Here is a 16,075-nt window from a genome sequence, read left to right as displayed (position 1 = left end):
CTTATAATTTATAAAAGACCTAAAAATTTAGGTCTTAGTCGTCAAATTCTTCTTTTAAAATTTCTTTTAAAACTTCAGCTTCTTCTTTTGTAAAAGTAATTCCCTTGCTCATTCTTGTATGATCTTCATTCCAATCTCTCAAATCATATTTAGGATCCCTATCATTCCAAGAAACAAGATTTAATTCCTTTGTCCATCCTTTTGCATTTGTTGAAAGAACTCCCAAATTTTCTACTATATCATATTTTATCGCCATATAAACTCCTAACTATAATAATTTCTAGGCAAAGATCCAAGCAAAACATATTCAATCTCACTTGTCGCCATCTCCATTTTACGAATTCTGTTTTTTATTCTACCCTTTTGTTTTATAATCTCATCATCATCTAAATTTTTAATATCTTCTAAACTTTTAAGAAAATTTTGAATTTTCCTATCGTCAGTTTTATATAAAAAATCACTTTCTTTAATTCTATCGATTTTTTCAACAAAATCATAAAGGTTATGATCTCTCAATGAAACATAAGAATCAACAAAAATCCTATCAAGTTTTTCCTTATCATCATAGAATTGACTAAGATTTTCATACCCAGTCAAATAAAAATTTAATTCATACTCAGCCTTGATAAGACGAATTTTTAAATCCAACAAATTTTTTTGATTTTTAGTTAAATTATTTTCATCAATAAGATCCATATTATCCTCTCCTTTGAGTATAATATCATAGAATATTTTCTTCTACAAGGATTGTATTATAAAGTTTTTAAAAATCAATTCATAATTTTTATTATATCTTTTTATAAAATTTATCAAAAGAAAAAACCTAGTTTAATCTAGGTTTGGTTTATCTAATAAATCAATGTGACAATATCCATTTGGATTTTTTTCTAAATAATTTTGATGATAATCTTCTGCTTTTACAAAATTTTCTAATTTTTCGACTTGTATTTGAATTTTTCTTTCTTCATTTTTTTGTTTTTCTTCTAAAAATTTTTTTGAAAATTCTAAATCTTTTTCATCTTTTGAAAAGATTCCACTCCTATATTGACGGCCTATATCATTTCCTTGTTTATTTATTGAAAATGGGTCAATTATATAATAAAAATATTCCAAAATTCTTTCTAATGATTCTTCTTTCCCATCGTAGCTTATTTCTACAGTTTCAGCATGGTCTGTTTGGTATAAATTTTCGTAAGTTGTTTTTTCACTATTTCCATTTGCATATCCTACAAGAGTTTTTTCTACACCTTTTATGTCTTTAAAATATGCTTCAACTCCCCAAAAACATCCTCCTGCTAAATATATTTTTTTCATTTTTTCTTTCTCCAATCATATCTTCTACTTGGTTTTCTAAATTTAAATCCTCTTAATGATTTTGACAAGGCTGATGCCAATAATATACCAAAAGAAATTGCTGACGCGGCTGCTAGGGTATCAAATAAATTTATTAAAGCCAAAGATTTTTCTCCGTCAACAAAATAGTATAAGGTGTTATATATTCCTTTTCCAGGTACTAAATTAATTATTCCAGGAACTATAAATAATATAGCTGGCATGTGACATTTTCTTGCAAAAATTTCTCCCATTATACCTGTAAAATACGCACCTGCTAAGGCTTTTAAAAAAACTCCATCTCCAATTAGATCTCCAACTACTTGATAGATTACAAATCCTATTGCACCAGCAAGTGATGATAATTTTATTGAACTTTTTGGACAAGAAAATAGCATAGCAAAACCAACAGCTGAAATATATGAAAATATAAATCCTAATAATAAATGCATATTTCCTCCTTATAAAATAGTTATGGGTACTGCAACGCCAATTGCAAGAGCTAATGAAATAAATAAAGACATTGTAAGTCCTACAAGACCACTTGTTGCATCTCCACTCATCAAATCTCTTATAGAATTTGTCAAAATGAATCCAGGTACATATGGCATCATCGATGAAATTATTACATTTGCCGTATTAAATCCACCAAAAAATTTTCCAATCATCAAGGTTAAAAATGATACCATTATTCCAGCGACAAAATTATCAATAAAATATCCATACATTTTCTTTTCAATATTTCTATATACAAGAAAAGTTAACAATGATACAAGAAATGTAACTGGAAGATCTAAAAAAATTGGATCTTTTGGATTTACCAAAATTGGAAAAGCAGTAGATGCAAGAACTGCACCGATAATTGCAATTTTCGGATCAATAATTGTAGTATTTCTAATATTGTCAAGTTCAATTAAAGCTTCATCCAATGTTAATTCGTGATTACAAAATTTTCTAGAAAATGAATTAACCCTATCTACAACTATTAAATTATTTCCTCTATTTTTTACTCTTTTAACATTTGCATAAGTTTTGCCATCAACATTAAAGGAATACATTAAAGCGTTAAAGGTTGCAAAAACATCTATGTCGCTTGCATCATAAATCGATCTTATTATTCTTTCGACTGTGTCTTCAACCCTATAAATTTCTGCTCCATTTTTTAACATCATAGCTCCTGCCCTTGATGTTATTTCAAGTAATTTATTTATATCATCTTCTTTATACATTTTATTATCCTTTTTTAATGCAAAAGTAACTTTCCAAAATTGAAGGAAAGTTACTTAAAAAAATTTTACATATTTTTGTATTTATTTATATTATCTGATGAAAGAAAATCGTAAGCATCATTTATTTTTTGAAATTTTTCTGTTGCATTTGGATCTTGACTTATGTCTGGATGATATTTTTTTGCAAGTTTTCTGTAGGCAAGTTTTATTTCATATTGGTCGCTTGTATATGATACTCCCAAAGTATCACAAGCTTTTTGGTATTTTTCTTTAAAACCAAGGTCATTTACAAAGCCACCATTTTGATAAGAACCTGTATCGTATCCTCCATTAAAATTTCTTTCGTCAAAATCAAATCCTGAAAAATTAAAGCCTTGAAAAAATTCTTCAAATCTTTGATTCATTTCTTCTTGTCTTCTTTGTCTTTCTTCTTCAGCTTGTCTTCTTCTTTCTCTTTCTTGGTCTAGCTTATATTTTTTTGCATAATCTGATAAATTATCAAAGCCTTTTTTCTTTCCAGAAATTAAAGTATCAGCCTTATCGTACATCCATTCTATCAAAGTATAATTTCCATATCTCAAAAGAGAAATGAAAGATTTTCCTAGAAATGGAACTACTGCTATTATCAAAAAAATAGTAAAAAGTTCAGGCGGTATAGCTATAAAAAATAAAGGAAGTACAAATATTACTGAACATCCAATTAGCATTATAACTTGGCTTAAACCTTCAAAGACTGTAACTATTGCATTTAAAATATTTATTAAAAAATTAAATATTGAATTTAATACGCTTGCTAGTCCATGGATAAATTTTCCAAATATTTTTTTCACGTTTTTTCTCCAATCTATCTTGATTATACCCAAGTTATTTTTATCTGTCTACTAGCCAAAAAGCTCCTCATTATTAGAATTATAAAGCTTATAATAAATTCCTTTTTTATCAAGCAAGTCTTTGTGATTTCCTCTTTCAACAATCCCATCTTCTGTTAAAACTAAAATTGAATCTGCATTAATAATTGTAGAAAGCCTGTGGGCAATTGTTAAAGTTGTTCTTCCCTTTGATAATTTTTCCAAAGAATCTTGAACTATAGCCTCACTTGTATTATCCAAAGATGAAGTCGCCTCATCCAAAATTAAAATTGGTGGATTTTTCAAAAATACTCTTGCAATAGAAATTCTTTGTTTTTGCCCTCCAGAAAGTTTTACTCCTCTTTCTCCAACATAAGTGTCAAAGCCATCGGAAAGTTCCATAATAAAATCATAAGCTCCTGCAAGCTTACTTGCTCTTATTATTTCTTCATCACTGGCATCTTTTTTACCATAAGAAATATTTTCTTTGATTGTAGCTCCAAACAAATACACATCTTGTTGGACAATTCCAATATTATCTCTCAAGGAATCTAGAGTTAAATCATTTATATTTTTGCCATCGATTAATATTTTTCCCTTATTAATTTCATAAAATCTTGGAATAAGTTTTGTAATAGTGGTCTTGCCTGATCCAGATGGTCCAACAAGAGCTACATTTTCTCCAACATTTATGTTAAAATTAATATCTTCCAAAATCCAAGAATCTTTTTCATCTTGGTCTGGATATTTAAAATAAGCGTGGTCAAAGGAAATTTCTCCCTTAACATCTGTAAGTTCTTTCGCATTTTCTTTATCAAAAATATCAGATTTCAAATTAATCACTTCATAAAATCTTTCAATTCCTGTAATTCCTTTTTGATATTGGTCTGTAAATTCTACAAGCCTGTTTACAGTTGCAATTATTGTATTTAAATATAAAACGAAAGCAACAAGATCTCCTGGACTCATCAAATTTTTTATTACAAAATTTCCTCCAATAATAATTAAAACCGCATACATACTTCCCGCAAATAATTGGTTGATCATATTATAAGATGCCATATTGTAATATTTTACTTTTTTAATATCTACAAACTTGTCGTTTCCCTTTTTAAATTTTTCTTTTTCTAAACTTTCATTTGCAAAAGATTTTACAACGTCTATTCCCAAAAGAGAATCTTCAATGCTTGCATTAATTTCTCCAATTTGTTTTTTCTCACTTTTAACAGATTTTGAAAAAGCTCTTCTTTTAATTCTTGCAGCATAAACCATAAGTGGAATTATTATATACAAAACTAAAGTCAAAGGAATATTTATAGTCATCAAAACTACAAAAGAAATCGTAAGTTTTATAAAACCGATAAAAAATTCTTCAGGGCAATGATGAGAAAATTCTGTAATATCAAATAAATCTGTCGTCATCCTACTCATAAGTTGCCCAATTTTTGTTTCATTGAAAAAAGCTGTTGACATTGTCAAAAAATGTTTGAAAATATCACGTCGCATATCTTTTTCAATGTGAGCTCCCATTATGTGGCCGTAAGATTGCATAAAATATCTTCCGCAAACTTCTACAAGTTTTGTAAGAGTATATATTAAAGTTAATTTTAAAATAATTGAATATGTCAGGCTAGAATTTGATGCGTGGTCTGTAAGTGATGATAAAATAATTGGTAAAATCAATTCACAGACAGTTGTTAAAAATGCAGAAAATAAATCAATAGCCAAAATATTTTTGTAATCCTTGTAATAAGGAATAAATTTTTTAATCAATTCTTTATCAGAATAAGTTCTTTTTTCCATTTCTCCTCCTTATTTAATATTTTTATACTATAGTATTCTACTATTAATTTAAACTTATTCACTTGATTTTTTTAGATTAATTGTTAGAATATTAATAAAGACACATAAGGAGGAATAATGGCAAGAATAATTGAAAAAACAAATCTTAATGACTCAACCATTAAATTTGTTGTAAATTCTCCAGATATTGCAAAAAGAGCAAAACCTGGTCAATTTATAATTTTAAGGATAGATGAAAAAGGCGAAAGAGTTCCTTTTACAATTTCTGAAACTGATGATGAAAATGTAACAATAATTGTTCAAATTGTTGGAGGAACAACAATTAGAATGAACGAATTAAAATCAGGCGATGGATTTTTGGATTTTGTTGGTCCTTTGGGAAAACCAACTGAACTTGACCAATATAAAGGAAAAAATGTTTGTGTAATTGGTGGAGGTCTAGGAACAGCTATTGCTTATCCTCAAGCAAAATATTTACATAAAATTGGAGCTCACACTGATGTAATAATGGGCTTTAAAAATAAAGACATAATAATTTTAGAAGATGAATTAAAAGAAGCTTCTGACAATTTATACATAACAACTGACGATGGTTCTTATGGCAAACAAGGATTTGTTACTGAAGTTTTAAAAGAAAATATTGAAAATGGTAAAAAATATGATCTTGTTTTGGCAATTGGTCCAATGATTATGATGAAAAATACTGCCCTTGTTACAAAAGAATATGACATACCAACTATTGTTTCTTTAAACTCAATTATGGTTGATGGAACAGGTATGTGCGGATGTTGTAGAGTTACTGTTGGTGGAGAAATGAAATTTGCTTGTGTTGATGGTCCAGATTTTGATGCTTTTGAAGTTGATTTTGATGAAGCCATGAACAGAGGAAGAAATTACCAACAAGAAGAAAGAGAACACATTTGTAGACTAACAGGAGATATGAGAAATGGCAAAATTTAATATGAATAAACAAAAGGTAGCTATGCCTGAACAAGATCCAAATGTTAGAAACAAAAATTTTGATGAAGTAGCTCTTGGTTATGATTTAAAAATGGCTCAAGAGGAAGCGCTTAGATGTGTTCAATGTAAAAATAAACCTTGTATGGGAGGCTGTCCTGTTTCTGTAAGAATTCCAGAATTTATTCATCAAGTAGTTGAAGGAGATTTGGATAAAGCTTACGAAATTATTTCATCAACAAATAACCTTCCAGCAATTTGTGGTAGAGTTTGCCCACAAGAAAATCAATGTGAAGGAGTTTGTACAAGAGGAAAAAATGGCGAGCCAGTTGGAATTGGTCGTCTTGAAAGATTTGTAGCAGACTATCACATGAATAAAGAATATAATAAACCAACAGAAGTTACAGGACAAAATAAAAAAGTTGCCATTGTTGGATCTGGTCCTTCAGGACTTTCTTGTGCAGCTGATCTTGCAAAATTAGGTTATAAAGTTGTAATGTTTGAAGCTTTCCACACAGCAGGCGGAGTTTTGATGTATGGAATTCCAGAATTTAGGTTGCCAAAAACTTTGGTTCAAAAAGAATTGAAAAATGTAATTGGTCTTGGTGTAAAACTTCAAAGAAATACAATTATTGGAAGAACAAAAACAATTAATGAATTATTTGAAGAAGGATTTGAAGCTGTTTATGTTTCAACCGGAGCAGGTCTTCCAAAATTCTTGGAAATTGAAGGAGAAAATTTAAATGGAGTTTATTCAGCAAATGAATTTTTAACAAGAATGAATTTGATGAAAGCTTATAAATTTCCAGAATATGATACACCAGTTCATATAGGAAAAAAAGTTTGTGTAGTTGGTGGTGGAAACGTAGCAATGGATGCGGCAAGAAGTGCAAAAAGAATGGGCGCTGACGTAACTGTTGTTTATAGAAGAAGTTTTGAAGAAATGCCAGCAAGAGCTGAAGAAAGTCATCACGCAAAAGAAGAAGGAATTAACTTTATGAACCTCCATAATCCTGTAGAAATTGAAGGAGAAAATGGTTGGGTTAAAAAAGTTAAATTAGAAGTGATGGAATTGGGAGAAGAAGATAAATCTGGAAGAAGACGTCCTGTTCCGACTGGAAAATATGAAGAAGTTGATTTTGATTCTGTAATTGTTTCAATAGGACAATCTCCAAATCCACTTATTAAACAAACAAATGATGATATAAATACTGAATCTTGGGGTGGAATTATAATTGACGATTCTACAATGACAAGTAAGGATGGAGTTTTTGCAGGAGGAGATGCCGTAAGCGGTGCTGCAACTGTAATTCTTGCAATGGGAGCTGGTAAAAAAGCTGCTGAAAATATTGATAAATATATAAAAAATAAAGCAAAATAAATTTAAGACCTAGCTTATGATGAAATCTTAAAATCCAAATTAAATTTTTAATTTTACATCATCTCTAGGTCTTTTTTATTTGAAATTTTTAATGATATTTTTAAAAAAATCCGATTCGCTATTTTTTGTGCAATCGGATTTTCTTTTATATTTTATTTGATTTTTTCGATTATTCTTGATTTTGTTTCGAAATTATCACTTGTTCCTGTTATTGATTTATTTTCTTTTGCTATTTTTGACATTTGGTCTAGAATTTCGCTGATTTCTGTTACATCTTCTGATTTATCAGCTAATTTATCTATTCCTTTTGTCTTGTAATCGCTAAGTCCTTCTTTGAATTTTCCAAATGATGAAACATATTCGTCACTTCCGCTTTTTAGTTGACCTGTAGAATTACTCAATTTATTAATTCCATTATCTAATTGTTTGATCCCATTTGCCATTGGATTTATTGCTGTTTCATTTATATTTGCAAGTTGTGAAAGAGCTTTTGATCTTTCTTGGAATTGTTTTAATCCACTAGAAAGAGATGCTGATCCATTTCTCAATTCTTCTGAATTTGAGTCTAATTGGCTAATTGCATTAGAAAGTTTATTAACTCCATCTTGGTTTTGTTGTGTGCCATTTTTTAATTTTTCTGATCCAGCTTTAATTTGTTTTGTTGACTCATCAAGCATTACTACTGAATCTTGTAATTTTTTAATATTGCTCTTTGACAATGCTTCGCCTATTTTTTTACTTCCTTGTGCAAGTTTTTCTGATGATGTTTGTATTTTTGTTTTTGAATCATTTAATTTAGTGTTTACTTGGGATAATCCACTATTTACTTGTCCAATTGATGTTGTAAGATCTGATGAGCCTTTTGCTACTTGTCCAAGTCCAGCTTTTATAGCAGCATTTGCTTGATTATTTGCACTTAATGAGGCTGCATCATTATTTAATCCTTGTTTTACTGCTTTTAAATTTTCAATTTCTCCTGATAGTGAGCCATCTTCATTTTTTGCTTGTAAATTTGCTATAACTTGGTCAATTGAGCTTGCTTGAGCATTTATATTTTGAATAGATGAATCAATACTTGGTGCATTTTGAGCGCTGTTATTTAAATTATTTATTCCTTGATTTAATGTTTTTGAAGATTCTTCAATTTTTGAAAGTCCCCCACTCAATTGTCCAATATTATCTGCAAGCGGACTAATTCCTTTTGACAATTCTTCAAGTCCATTTGACAATTGATTCATTGAATCTGTCAATTTTCCTATATCTTCTCCGTTTGTTGCTTGTAACAAACTATTTCTTAGGCTTGTTGTTCCTTTATTTAATTTTAATAATGATGAGTCTAATTCGCTTGCACCATTATTTAAACTTACTGATCCATCTTGTAATTTTGCCATATTATTATTTATTTGTCCAACTGCCATGGTATATTGGTTAACTCCTGTATAAAGTTTTGAACTTCCGTTATTTAGTTGGTTTACTGCTGAATTTACTGTTTGAATTTTTCCTGGCAAACTTGAAAAAGCACTTGATAATTGGTCAAATGAGCTTACTATTTTGTTTGAGCCTTGAGATAATTTTTCTGCTCCCTCATTTAATTTTCCAATTCCATCATTTAATTTTTTACTTCCTTCATCTAATTTGTTTGAACCATCAACAAGTTTTGCTGCATTTTCTTCTAATTCGTTTATTCCATTTTTTAATTCATCTAAGGAATCAAGTTTTGCATCTTCTTGGAAAAATTCATTAGTTATAAGCGCATATACTTCTGTTGGTTCGTAATCTTTAACATCCATTTCCATTTCTATTTTATCTTTAAAATTATCAAGTTTATCTGCCTCAATAATTCCTTGGAAATTTTCTTTAAGCCCTGGTGTTAAAATCGCTGCTACTATTTCATTTTTTCCATCTTTTACAAGTTTTCCATCATTTGTTGTAAGATTTTTTACCTTATCTGAATTGAAATTCATTTCTGCAAGGGCAAGATATGGAGAATAAATCTCTTTATTTTTGCCATTAATTTTTGCCTTTGTTTTTTTCTTGTTTACAGCTTCAATTTGGATTTTTAAATGTCCAGATTTTCCTTTTAATTTATCAAAAGTCATTTCCTTTCCATCTAAAAAATATTTTACATTTATATCAACTGGCAAATCTTCATTTGTTTTTCCTTGATAGTAAATATCTTTGCTGTCTTCATTCCAATTAATATATCCATTTTCTAAATTTACTTTTTTGTCTGTTTTTAAATTTTTGATTTCTTTTAGATTGGTTTTATCTTTTACTTTTATATTATTATCTGAATTTATCCAAATTGAACCAGTTTTGTCTTTTATTTTATCAGCTTCTTTTGTAACATATATAGTCTCATTTTTTCTAACGTTTAAATCTTTGGCATAAGCCACATTTGTCATCAATAATGAACTTGCTAGAACTAATGAGAATCCTTTCATTAATTTATTTTTCATATTTTCCTCCTAATTTAATCCTTTTGTTGTCTTTTTAATAAATGGAAATGCTATTTTTATTATGGCTGGAAGGAATAATATTATTGCAAGCATACTTATTATTGCTCCTCTTGCCAAAAACATACAGATTGTTGATACAATTTCCATTTTTGAATATAAACCAACTCCAACAGTTGCTGCCATAAATGACAAAGCAGATGTTACAATTGATTTTGATGTTTCTTTTACTGTCAATTTTAAAGACATATCCACATCTTTAGTTTCTTTATATTCTCCAATAAACCTATCCATCATAAGAATTGAATAATCTATGGTTGAACCTAATTGAACTACTCCGATAATTATTGATGTTACGAAAGGAATAGTTTGACCTAAATAAAATGGAATTCCCATATTTATTTGAATAGCAAGCTCAATTACTGCAATTAAAATCACAGGAATAGCAAATGACTTAAATACTATGGCAATTATTAGAAAAACTATAATAATTGATGCAATATTTACCATTTTAAAATCCCTATCTGATAAAATCGTAAGGTCTTTTGTTAAAACAGCTTCTCCTGTTAAATATCCATTTTTATCATGTTCTTTTACAATTTTATTTATTTTATCTACTTGATTATTTACCTTGTCAGATGCTGTTTGATATTTTGAATTTATCATAATCATTTGGTAGCCATTTTTATTGAAATTATCTTTTATTTTATCTGGCAATACGCTATCTGGTAAAGTAAGTCCTGTAAATGAATTTAAACTTAAAACACTATTTACTCCATCAACATCTTTTAATTCATCGACAAGTCCATTTACATTTTTTTTGCTTAATTTATCATCAACAACTACAAAATGTGTAGAAGCCATATTAAAATCTTTTTTCATTTTATTTAAAGCAACAATTGAATCCAAATCTTGTGGCAAAGACCTATCAAGATTGTAATAAAGATCTGCGTTTCTTGCTCCATATATAGCAGGAATAAACAAAATTAAAAATGCAATAAATAATCCATTTTTATGACCTAGTACAAAATTTGATGTCTTGTCGAATGATGGTAAAAATATTCTATGATTAAATCTTGCAACTATTTTTTCTACAATCAAAATCATTGGTGGTAAAACCACAACAGTTGAAATTAGTCCCAATAAAACACCCTTACTCATAACAAGGCCTATATCTTTTCCAAGTCCTAAACGCATTATAATTAATACAATAAATCCTGCAAAAGTTGTAAGCGATGATGCAAAAATTGATGATATAGTTTTTTGAATAGCTATATCCATTGCGTCATTTTTATCTTCATTGCTCTTTTTTTCTTCAACATATCTATGATATAAAAATATAGAATAGTCTGTGGTTACAGCAAGTTGTAAAACAGCTGCAATAGCTTTTGTTATATAAGAAATTTCTCCCAAAAATAAATTTGTACCAAAATTATATAAAATTGCATATCCAATATTCAAAATAAATAAAAATGGTATGATAGTTGATTCATTTGTAAGAGATAAAATAATCAAAGCCAAAGCTACTGCCAAGGCAACATAAATTGGCGTTTCGTGATCTATTAAATCTTTTGTATCTTTTACAAGTGAACTCATACCACTTAAAAATTTTTCCTTGGATTCTATTTTTTTAATATTTTCAATAGCTTTCATAGTCCTAAAAGATGATGAGCTTTCTTTAAATTTAACCATGAGCAAAGTACAATCCTTAGAATAAAAAATATCTTTTATCTCATCAGGTAAAAACTCATTTGGAATACTATCTCCAACAATTGATGACTTTGAAATTACATCTTCAACACCATCAACCTTTAAAATTTCATTTTTAAGTTTATCAGCATCATAATCATCGCCTTTCAAAAGAAGCATACCCGTGGCAGCATTTTTAAAATCTTTATCAAGAATTTCTTGCCCTTGAGTTGATTCTAAGTCAGCTGGCAAATATGACAAAATATCATAATTTACACCAGTATTCTTGTATCCAAACCAAGAAGGTATTAATAATAAAGTCATTATTAATAAAACAAGTCTAGGATGATGCGAAATAAATTTCGTTATTTTTTTCATTTATTCTCTCCTATTCTATCGAAAATTTTTCTAATAATAGCAAATAAAACTGGTTTCATTTCATCAATTGCTAAAATCGACTCTTCCAATACAGCACTTTTACAAGTAGACATCATAATTTCAAGAGTTAGAGAAAGGATATAAAGTTTTTGCGACTCCGTATGATTTGTTAAAAATAAATTATCGTATTTATTTAAAATATATTTTAAAGTCGAATCCGCTTCACTAAGACCATAATCATTTTCAATTTTTGTATAAAGAGTCCAAGTAATATTTTTGCTCAAAAGATCTAGCTCAAAAGGATGAGCAATCAAATAATCAATTATATAGTTTACAAAAGAAATATATCTTTCAATTGGATCAGTTTCCTTGCACATTTTTTCAGCATTTAAAATAATTTCTGTCCCAATATTTAAAACCATTTTTTCTTCCAAATCATTTTTATCTGTGTAATACAAATAAAAAGTACCCAAACCATATCCAGCTTCTGTCATAATATCTCTAACAGAAGTTTTTTCAGCACCTTTTTCTTGAAAAATTTTCAGGGCTGCATCCATAATTTTTTCTTTTTTATTTTCTACATCACTCATAAATTAATCTACTCCTATATAATAATATAAAATGAACACCGTTCATTCGTTACTACATTTATATGATACAACTTTCTGAACAATGTTCAACTTTTTTTGTAAAAAATTTTAAAATTTTTTTATTATTACATAAAACATTATGAAATCAAGCTTTTGTTTAATACATTTTTGATTTTTTTATGGCAAATTTAATAATTTCTATTCCTTCATCAATTTCTTTTTTATTTAAATTCGCAAACCCTAAAATAAAATAATTCTCTTTTCCAGCCTTTCTAAAAGAAAATCTATTCAAATTAATTAGTCTTAAAGATTTCTCATTTAAAACTTCATTAAATTTTCTTATATCTACAGACTCATCAATTTTTATAAGCAAATTTAAAGAATCTGCCTTTGTTGGAAAAGAAATTTCTTCAATTTCTTCTAATTTTTTTACTATAAAATTAAATTTCTTATAATAAATATTTTTCATTCTGTTTATGTGCTTTTCAAATTCCCCGCTTCTTATAAAAGATGCCAATGCTTTTTGCAAAAAATTTGAAACTGTATTTGATAAATCCTTAAAATTATTTTCATATTTTTTTAATAAATCATCTGGTAAAACCATGTAAGAAATTTTCATTGATGGAGCAATCAATTTTGAAAAAGAACCGAAATAAATTACATCAGAATTTTTATCCATTGCTTTTAAACTTTCTATTGGATAACCCTTAAATTTAAATTCGCTATCATAATCGTCTTCAATTATATACCTATCTTTTGAAAGGGATGCCCAATTTAATAATTCAATTCTTCTTTGTATCGACATAACTGTACCCATCGGAAATTGATGAAAAGGGGTTACAAATAAACACAAAGCATTTAGGTCTGTTAGCTTATCAATTTTTACCCCCTCATCATCCAAATCCAAAGGAATTGGATTTTTTAAATCATAAGTATAAAATTTATTTCCAAAAGCATAACCAGGATTTTCAAAAGCAAAAAGAGTCTGATCTGTGAGAAGTTTTTTTATCATAGAAAATAAATGTTCAGTTGATGATGAAATAATTATATTTCTAGAATTTGTATTTATATTTCTAGAATTTTTTAAATAAGTCTTTATAGCCTTTCTCAAAGGCTCGTATCCCTTATAAGAGCCTTTGTCCAAAATTTTTATATCATCCTTATCTATTGCCTCTCTCATATATTTTTGCATAACTTTATATGGAAAATTATCATAATCTACGCCACTAATTGAAAAATCATATTTTATTTTTTCATCATCTATTTTATTATTTTTCAATTCCTTCTTGTTCAAAATAATTAAATCATCAATTTTTCGACAATAAAATCCACTTTTATCTTTTGCATAAATATAGCCTTCTTCTTCAAGTTTATAGTAAACTTTTTTTATTGTATTTTTTGAAACATTAATATCTTTTGATAAATTTCTAATTGATGGGAGCTTTTCGTCTTCTTTTATTTCTCCATTAATTATTTTATTTTTTATAATTTCATATATTTGTTCATATAAATATTTTTTGTCATTTGGTAAATTTAAATACATCTGTAACCCTCATTTTTTTATTTTTTGTTACTTTTATTAGTTACAGTTTATCATATAATAGAATCAAGATAAATATTAAGGAGAAAAAAATGATTGAAAAAAATATAAATGCTCAATTTGAAAAAAAAGTTATTATGGATGTAATGAACGTTGAACAAGCAAAAATTGCAGAGGCAGCTGGCGCAAGTGCTGTTATGGCTCTTGAAAGAGTTCCTGCAGATATAAGGGCTGCTGGTGGCGTTTCAAGAATGAGCGATCCAAAAATGATTGAAGAGATAATGAATGCTGTAAAAATTCCTGTAATGGCAAAGGTAAGGATTGGACATTTTGTTGAGGCACAAATTCTTGAAGCCTTGGGAGTTGATTACATAGATGAATCTGAAGTTTTGACTGTGGCTGACGATTACAATCACATCGACAAAAAGAAATTTAAAACTCCTTTTGTTTGTGGAGCAAGAAATATTTCTGAAGCTTTGAGAAGAATTTCTGAAGGAGCTTCAATGATTAGAACAAAAGGCGAAGCTGGAACAGGAAATATTGTTCAAGCTGTAAGACACATGAGAGAAATTAACAGAGAAATCCAAAGAATTTCTGTTTTAACTGATGATGAAATTTTTTCATACGCAAAAGAATTAGCTGTTGATGTAAATCTTTTAAAATATGTAAGAGATAATAAAAAACTTCCTGTAGCAAATCTTTCTGCAGGCGGAGTTGCAACTCCTGCAGATGCAGCTTTGATGATGCAACTTGGAGCTTATGGAGTTTTTGTAGGAAGTGGAATTTTTAAATCTGGAAATCCAGAAAAAAGAGCAAATGCAATTGTAAAAGCCGTAGAAAATTATGATAAACCAGAAATTATTTTAGAAGTTTCAAAAGATCTCGGCGAAGCTATGGTTGGAATAAATGAAGACGAAATAAAAGAAATTTTTGAAAATAGATAAAATAAAAATCAAACAATATGCCCCATAAAAAAATTCTGCATTAAACTGCAGAATTTTTTCTTTATATTCTTTTTAATAATTCTTTTAACCAATTTTCATCTTCAGGATCTGATGAGTATCTTTTTTTAAGGTCAATTGATTTTATTGCTTTCAAATCTTTTTCGTCAAGTGAAAAATCAAATATTTCTATATTTTCTTTTATTCTTTTTGGATTTGTTGATTTTGGAATTGGCATTGAGCCTCTTTCAATGTGCCAACGCAAAACTATTTGGGCTGGAGTTTTGTTGTATTTATTTGCAAGTTTTTTTATTACAAATTCTTCTAATAATTCACTTCTTCCTCTTGCAATTGGTGACCAGGCTTGATGAATAATATTATTTTCTTTTAAAAATCTAACCGTTTCGTCATTTTGAAAATGTGGACTTGATTCTAATTGGTCAATTGCTGGTTTTTCTCCAATTTCTAAAAGTTTTTTTAATTGAGAAATTTCAAAATTTGAAACTCCTATTGTTTTTACAATTCCCTGTCTTTTATAATCTTCAAAAACTTTCCAAGATTTTTCAAAATCATTTCCAAACCAATGAAGTAAAACCACATCCAAATAATCTGTTTGTAATTTTTCCAAAGATTCGTCAAGAGATTTTTTGGTTTTATCACAGCCAAAATCACTTGGCCAGACCTTGGTTGCTATTTTGTATTCATTTCTTTTTTTGCAAGAATTTTTAAGTTCTTCTCCTATCATTTTTTCATTATTATAAATTTTTGCTGTATCTAAATATTCATAAGAATTTTCAAAAAATGCCTCGATTGCATTTGCCATGTCATTTCTGTCAGTAATTTTATAAGTTCCAAAACCCAAAGCTGGTATTTCATTTCCGTCATTTAGTTTGTAATATTTCATATCATCCTCCTGTTTTAAGTTTTACCC

General features: G+C 28.2%; 15 protein-coding genes. 3 read left to right on the top strand and 12 right to left on the bottom strand.

The genetic code is table 11. From position 1 onward, the window contains the following. Positions 1-34: 34 nt before the first annotated feature. The 7 genes from HMPREF0078_RS01640 to HMPREF0078_RS01610 form a co-directional block, all read right to left on the bottom strand. Positions 35-256 carry a YdbC family protein gene (locus tag HMPREF0078_RS01640; protein ID WP_004838352.1) on the bottom strand — a complete coding sequence of 74 codons (222 nt, stop codon included), beginning with the start codon at positions 254-256 and terminating at the stop codon, positions 35-37. A gap of 8 nt (positions 257-264) precedes the next feature. After that, a complete protein-coding gene (locus tag HMPREF0078_RS01635) occupies positions 265-696 on the bottom strand; it encodes a hypothetical protein (RefSeq protein WP_004838351.1) in 432 nt (143 codons plus the stop codon). A gap of 132 nt (positions 697-828) precedes the next feature. After that, positions 829-1,314: a peptide-methionine (S)-S-oxide reductase MsrA gene (gene msrA, locus HMPREF0078_RS01630; protein WP_039920376.1), complete on the bottom strand. Its 486-nt coding sequence runs from the start codon at positions 1,312-1,314 to the stop codon at positions 829-831. Continuing rightward, positions 1,311-1,784 (bottom strand): threonine/serine exporter family protein, encoded by a 474-nt coding sequence (locus HMPREF0078_RS01625; protein WP_004838346.1) that lies wholly within the window; start codon positions 1,782-1,784, stop codon positions 1,311-1,313. The genes msrA and HMPREF0078_RS01625 overlap by 4 nt, the downstream gene beginning before the upstream one ends. A gap of 9 nt (positions 1,785-1,793) precedes the next feature. Then, positions 1,794-2,561: a threonine/serine exporter family protein gene (locus tag HMPREF0078_RS01620; protein WP_004838344.1), complete on the bottom strand. Its 768-nt coding sequence runs from the start codon at positions 2,559-2,561 to the stop codon at positions 1,794-1,796. A 65-nt stretch (positions 2,562-2,626) separates the two neighbouring features. Beyond that, on the bottom strand, positions 2,627-3,391 hold the full coding sequence (locus HMPREF0078_RS01615) for a J domain-containing protein (RefSeq protein WP_039920375.1): 765 nt from the start codon (positions 3,389-3,391) through the stop codon (positions 2,627-2,629). A gap of 51 nt (positions 3,392-3,442) precedes the next feature. Then, complete coding sequence (locus HMPREF0078_RS01610; RefSeq protein ID WP_004838341.1) at positions 3,443-5,212, bottom strand: ABC transporter ATP-binding protein; 1,770 nt, start codon at positions 5,210-5,212, stop codon at positions 3,443-3,445. Between the two features lie 117 nt (positions 5,213-5,329). On the opposite strand from HMPREF0078_RS01610, the gene HMPREF0078_RS01605 reads away from it, so the two are divergent. Continuing rightward, the gene (locus tag HMPREF0078_RS01605) at positions 5,330-6,172 is read left to right on the top strand and encodes a sulfide/dihydroorotate dehydrogenase-like FAD/NAD-binding protein (RefSeq protein WP_004838340.1); all 843 of its coding nucleotides are present in this window, start codon (positions 5,330-5,332) and stop codon (positions 6,170-6,172) included. After that, complete coding sequence (gltA, locus tag HMPREF0078_RS01600) at positions 6,159-7,550, top strand: NADPH-dependent glutamate synthase (protein ID WP_004838337.1); 1,392 nt, start codon at positions 6,159-6,161, stop codon at positions 7,548-7,550. The genes HMPREF0078_RS01605 and gltA overlap by 14 nt, the downstream gene beginning before the upstream one ends. A 152-nt stretch (positions 7,551-7,702) precedes the next feature. Here the strand turns inward: gltA and HMPREF0078_RS01595 are convergent, their stop codons facing one another. From HMPREF0078_RS01595 to pdxR, 4 genes are all read right to left on the bottom strand, one after another. Then, positions 7,703-10,009 (bottom strand): YhgE/Pip domain-containing protein, encoded by a 2,307-nt coding sequence (locus HMPREF0078_RS01595; protein WP_004838336.1) that lies wholly within the window; start codon positions 10,007-10,009, stop codon positions 7,703-7,705. 9 nt (positions 10,010-10,018) lie between these two features. After that, positions 10,019-12,073: an efflux RND transporter permease subunit gene (locus tag HMPREF0078_RS01590; RefSeq protein WP_004838334.1), complete on the bottom strand. Its 2,055-nt coding sequence runs from the start codon at positions 12,071-12,073 to the stop codon at positions 10,019-10,021. Continuing rightward, positions 12,070-12,663, bottom strand: coding sequence for a TetR/AcrR family transcriptional regulator (locus tag HMPREF0078_RS01585; protein WP_004838333.1), 594 nt, complete (start codon positions 12,661-12,663; stop codon positions 12,070-12,072). Before HMPREF0078_RS01585 ends, HMPREF0078_RS01590 begins: the two co-directional genes overlap by 4 nt. Positions 12,664-12,820: 157 nt before the next feature. Then, positions 12,821-14,206 carry a MocR-like pyridoxine biosynthesis transcription factor PdxR gene (gene pdxR / locus HMPREF0078_RS01580; RefSeq protein ID WP_004838331.1) on the bottom strand — a complete coding sequence of 462 codons (1,386 nt, stop codon included), beginning with the start codon at positions 14,204-14,206 and terminating at the stop codon, positions 12,821-12,823. Between the two features lie 74 nt (positions 14,207-14,280). Between pdxR and pdxS the strand changes: the two genes are divergently transcribed. Then, entirely contained in the window at positions 14,281-15,147 is an 867-nt protein-coding gene (pdxS, locus tag HMPREF0078_RS01575; protein ID WP_279625039.1) for a pyridoxal 5'-phosphate synthase lyase subunit PdxS, read from the top strand. A 61-nt stretch (positions 15,148-15,208) separates the two neighbouring features. On the opposite strand, the gene HMPREF0078_RS01570 is transcribed toward pdxS, so the two are convergent. Continuing rightward, positions 15,209-16,048 (bottom strand): aldo/keto reductase, encoded by an 840-nt coding sequence (locus tag HMPREF0078_RS01570; protein ID WP_004838327.1) that lies wholly within the window; start codon positions 16,046-16,048, stop codon positions 15,209-15,211. Between the last annotated feature and the right edge of the window lie 27 nt (positions 16,049-16,075).

It is taken from the genome of Anaerococcus vaginalis ATCC 51170, assembly GCF_000163295.1.
GTDB lineage: Bacteria > Bacillota > Clostridia > Tissierellales > Peptoniphilaceae > Anaerococcus > Anaerococcus vaginalis.
This window is presented reverse-complemented; position numbering and strand designations above follow the sequence as displayed.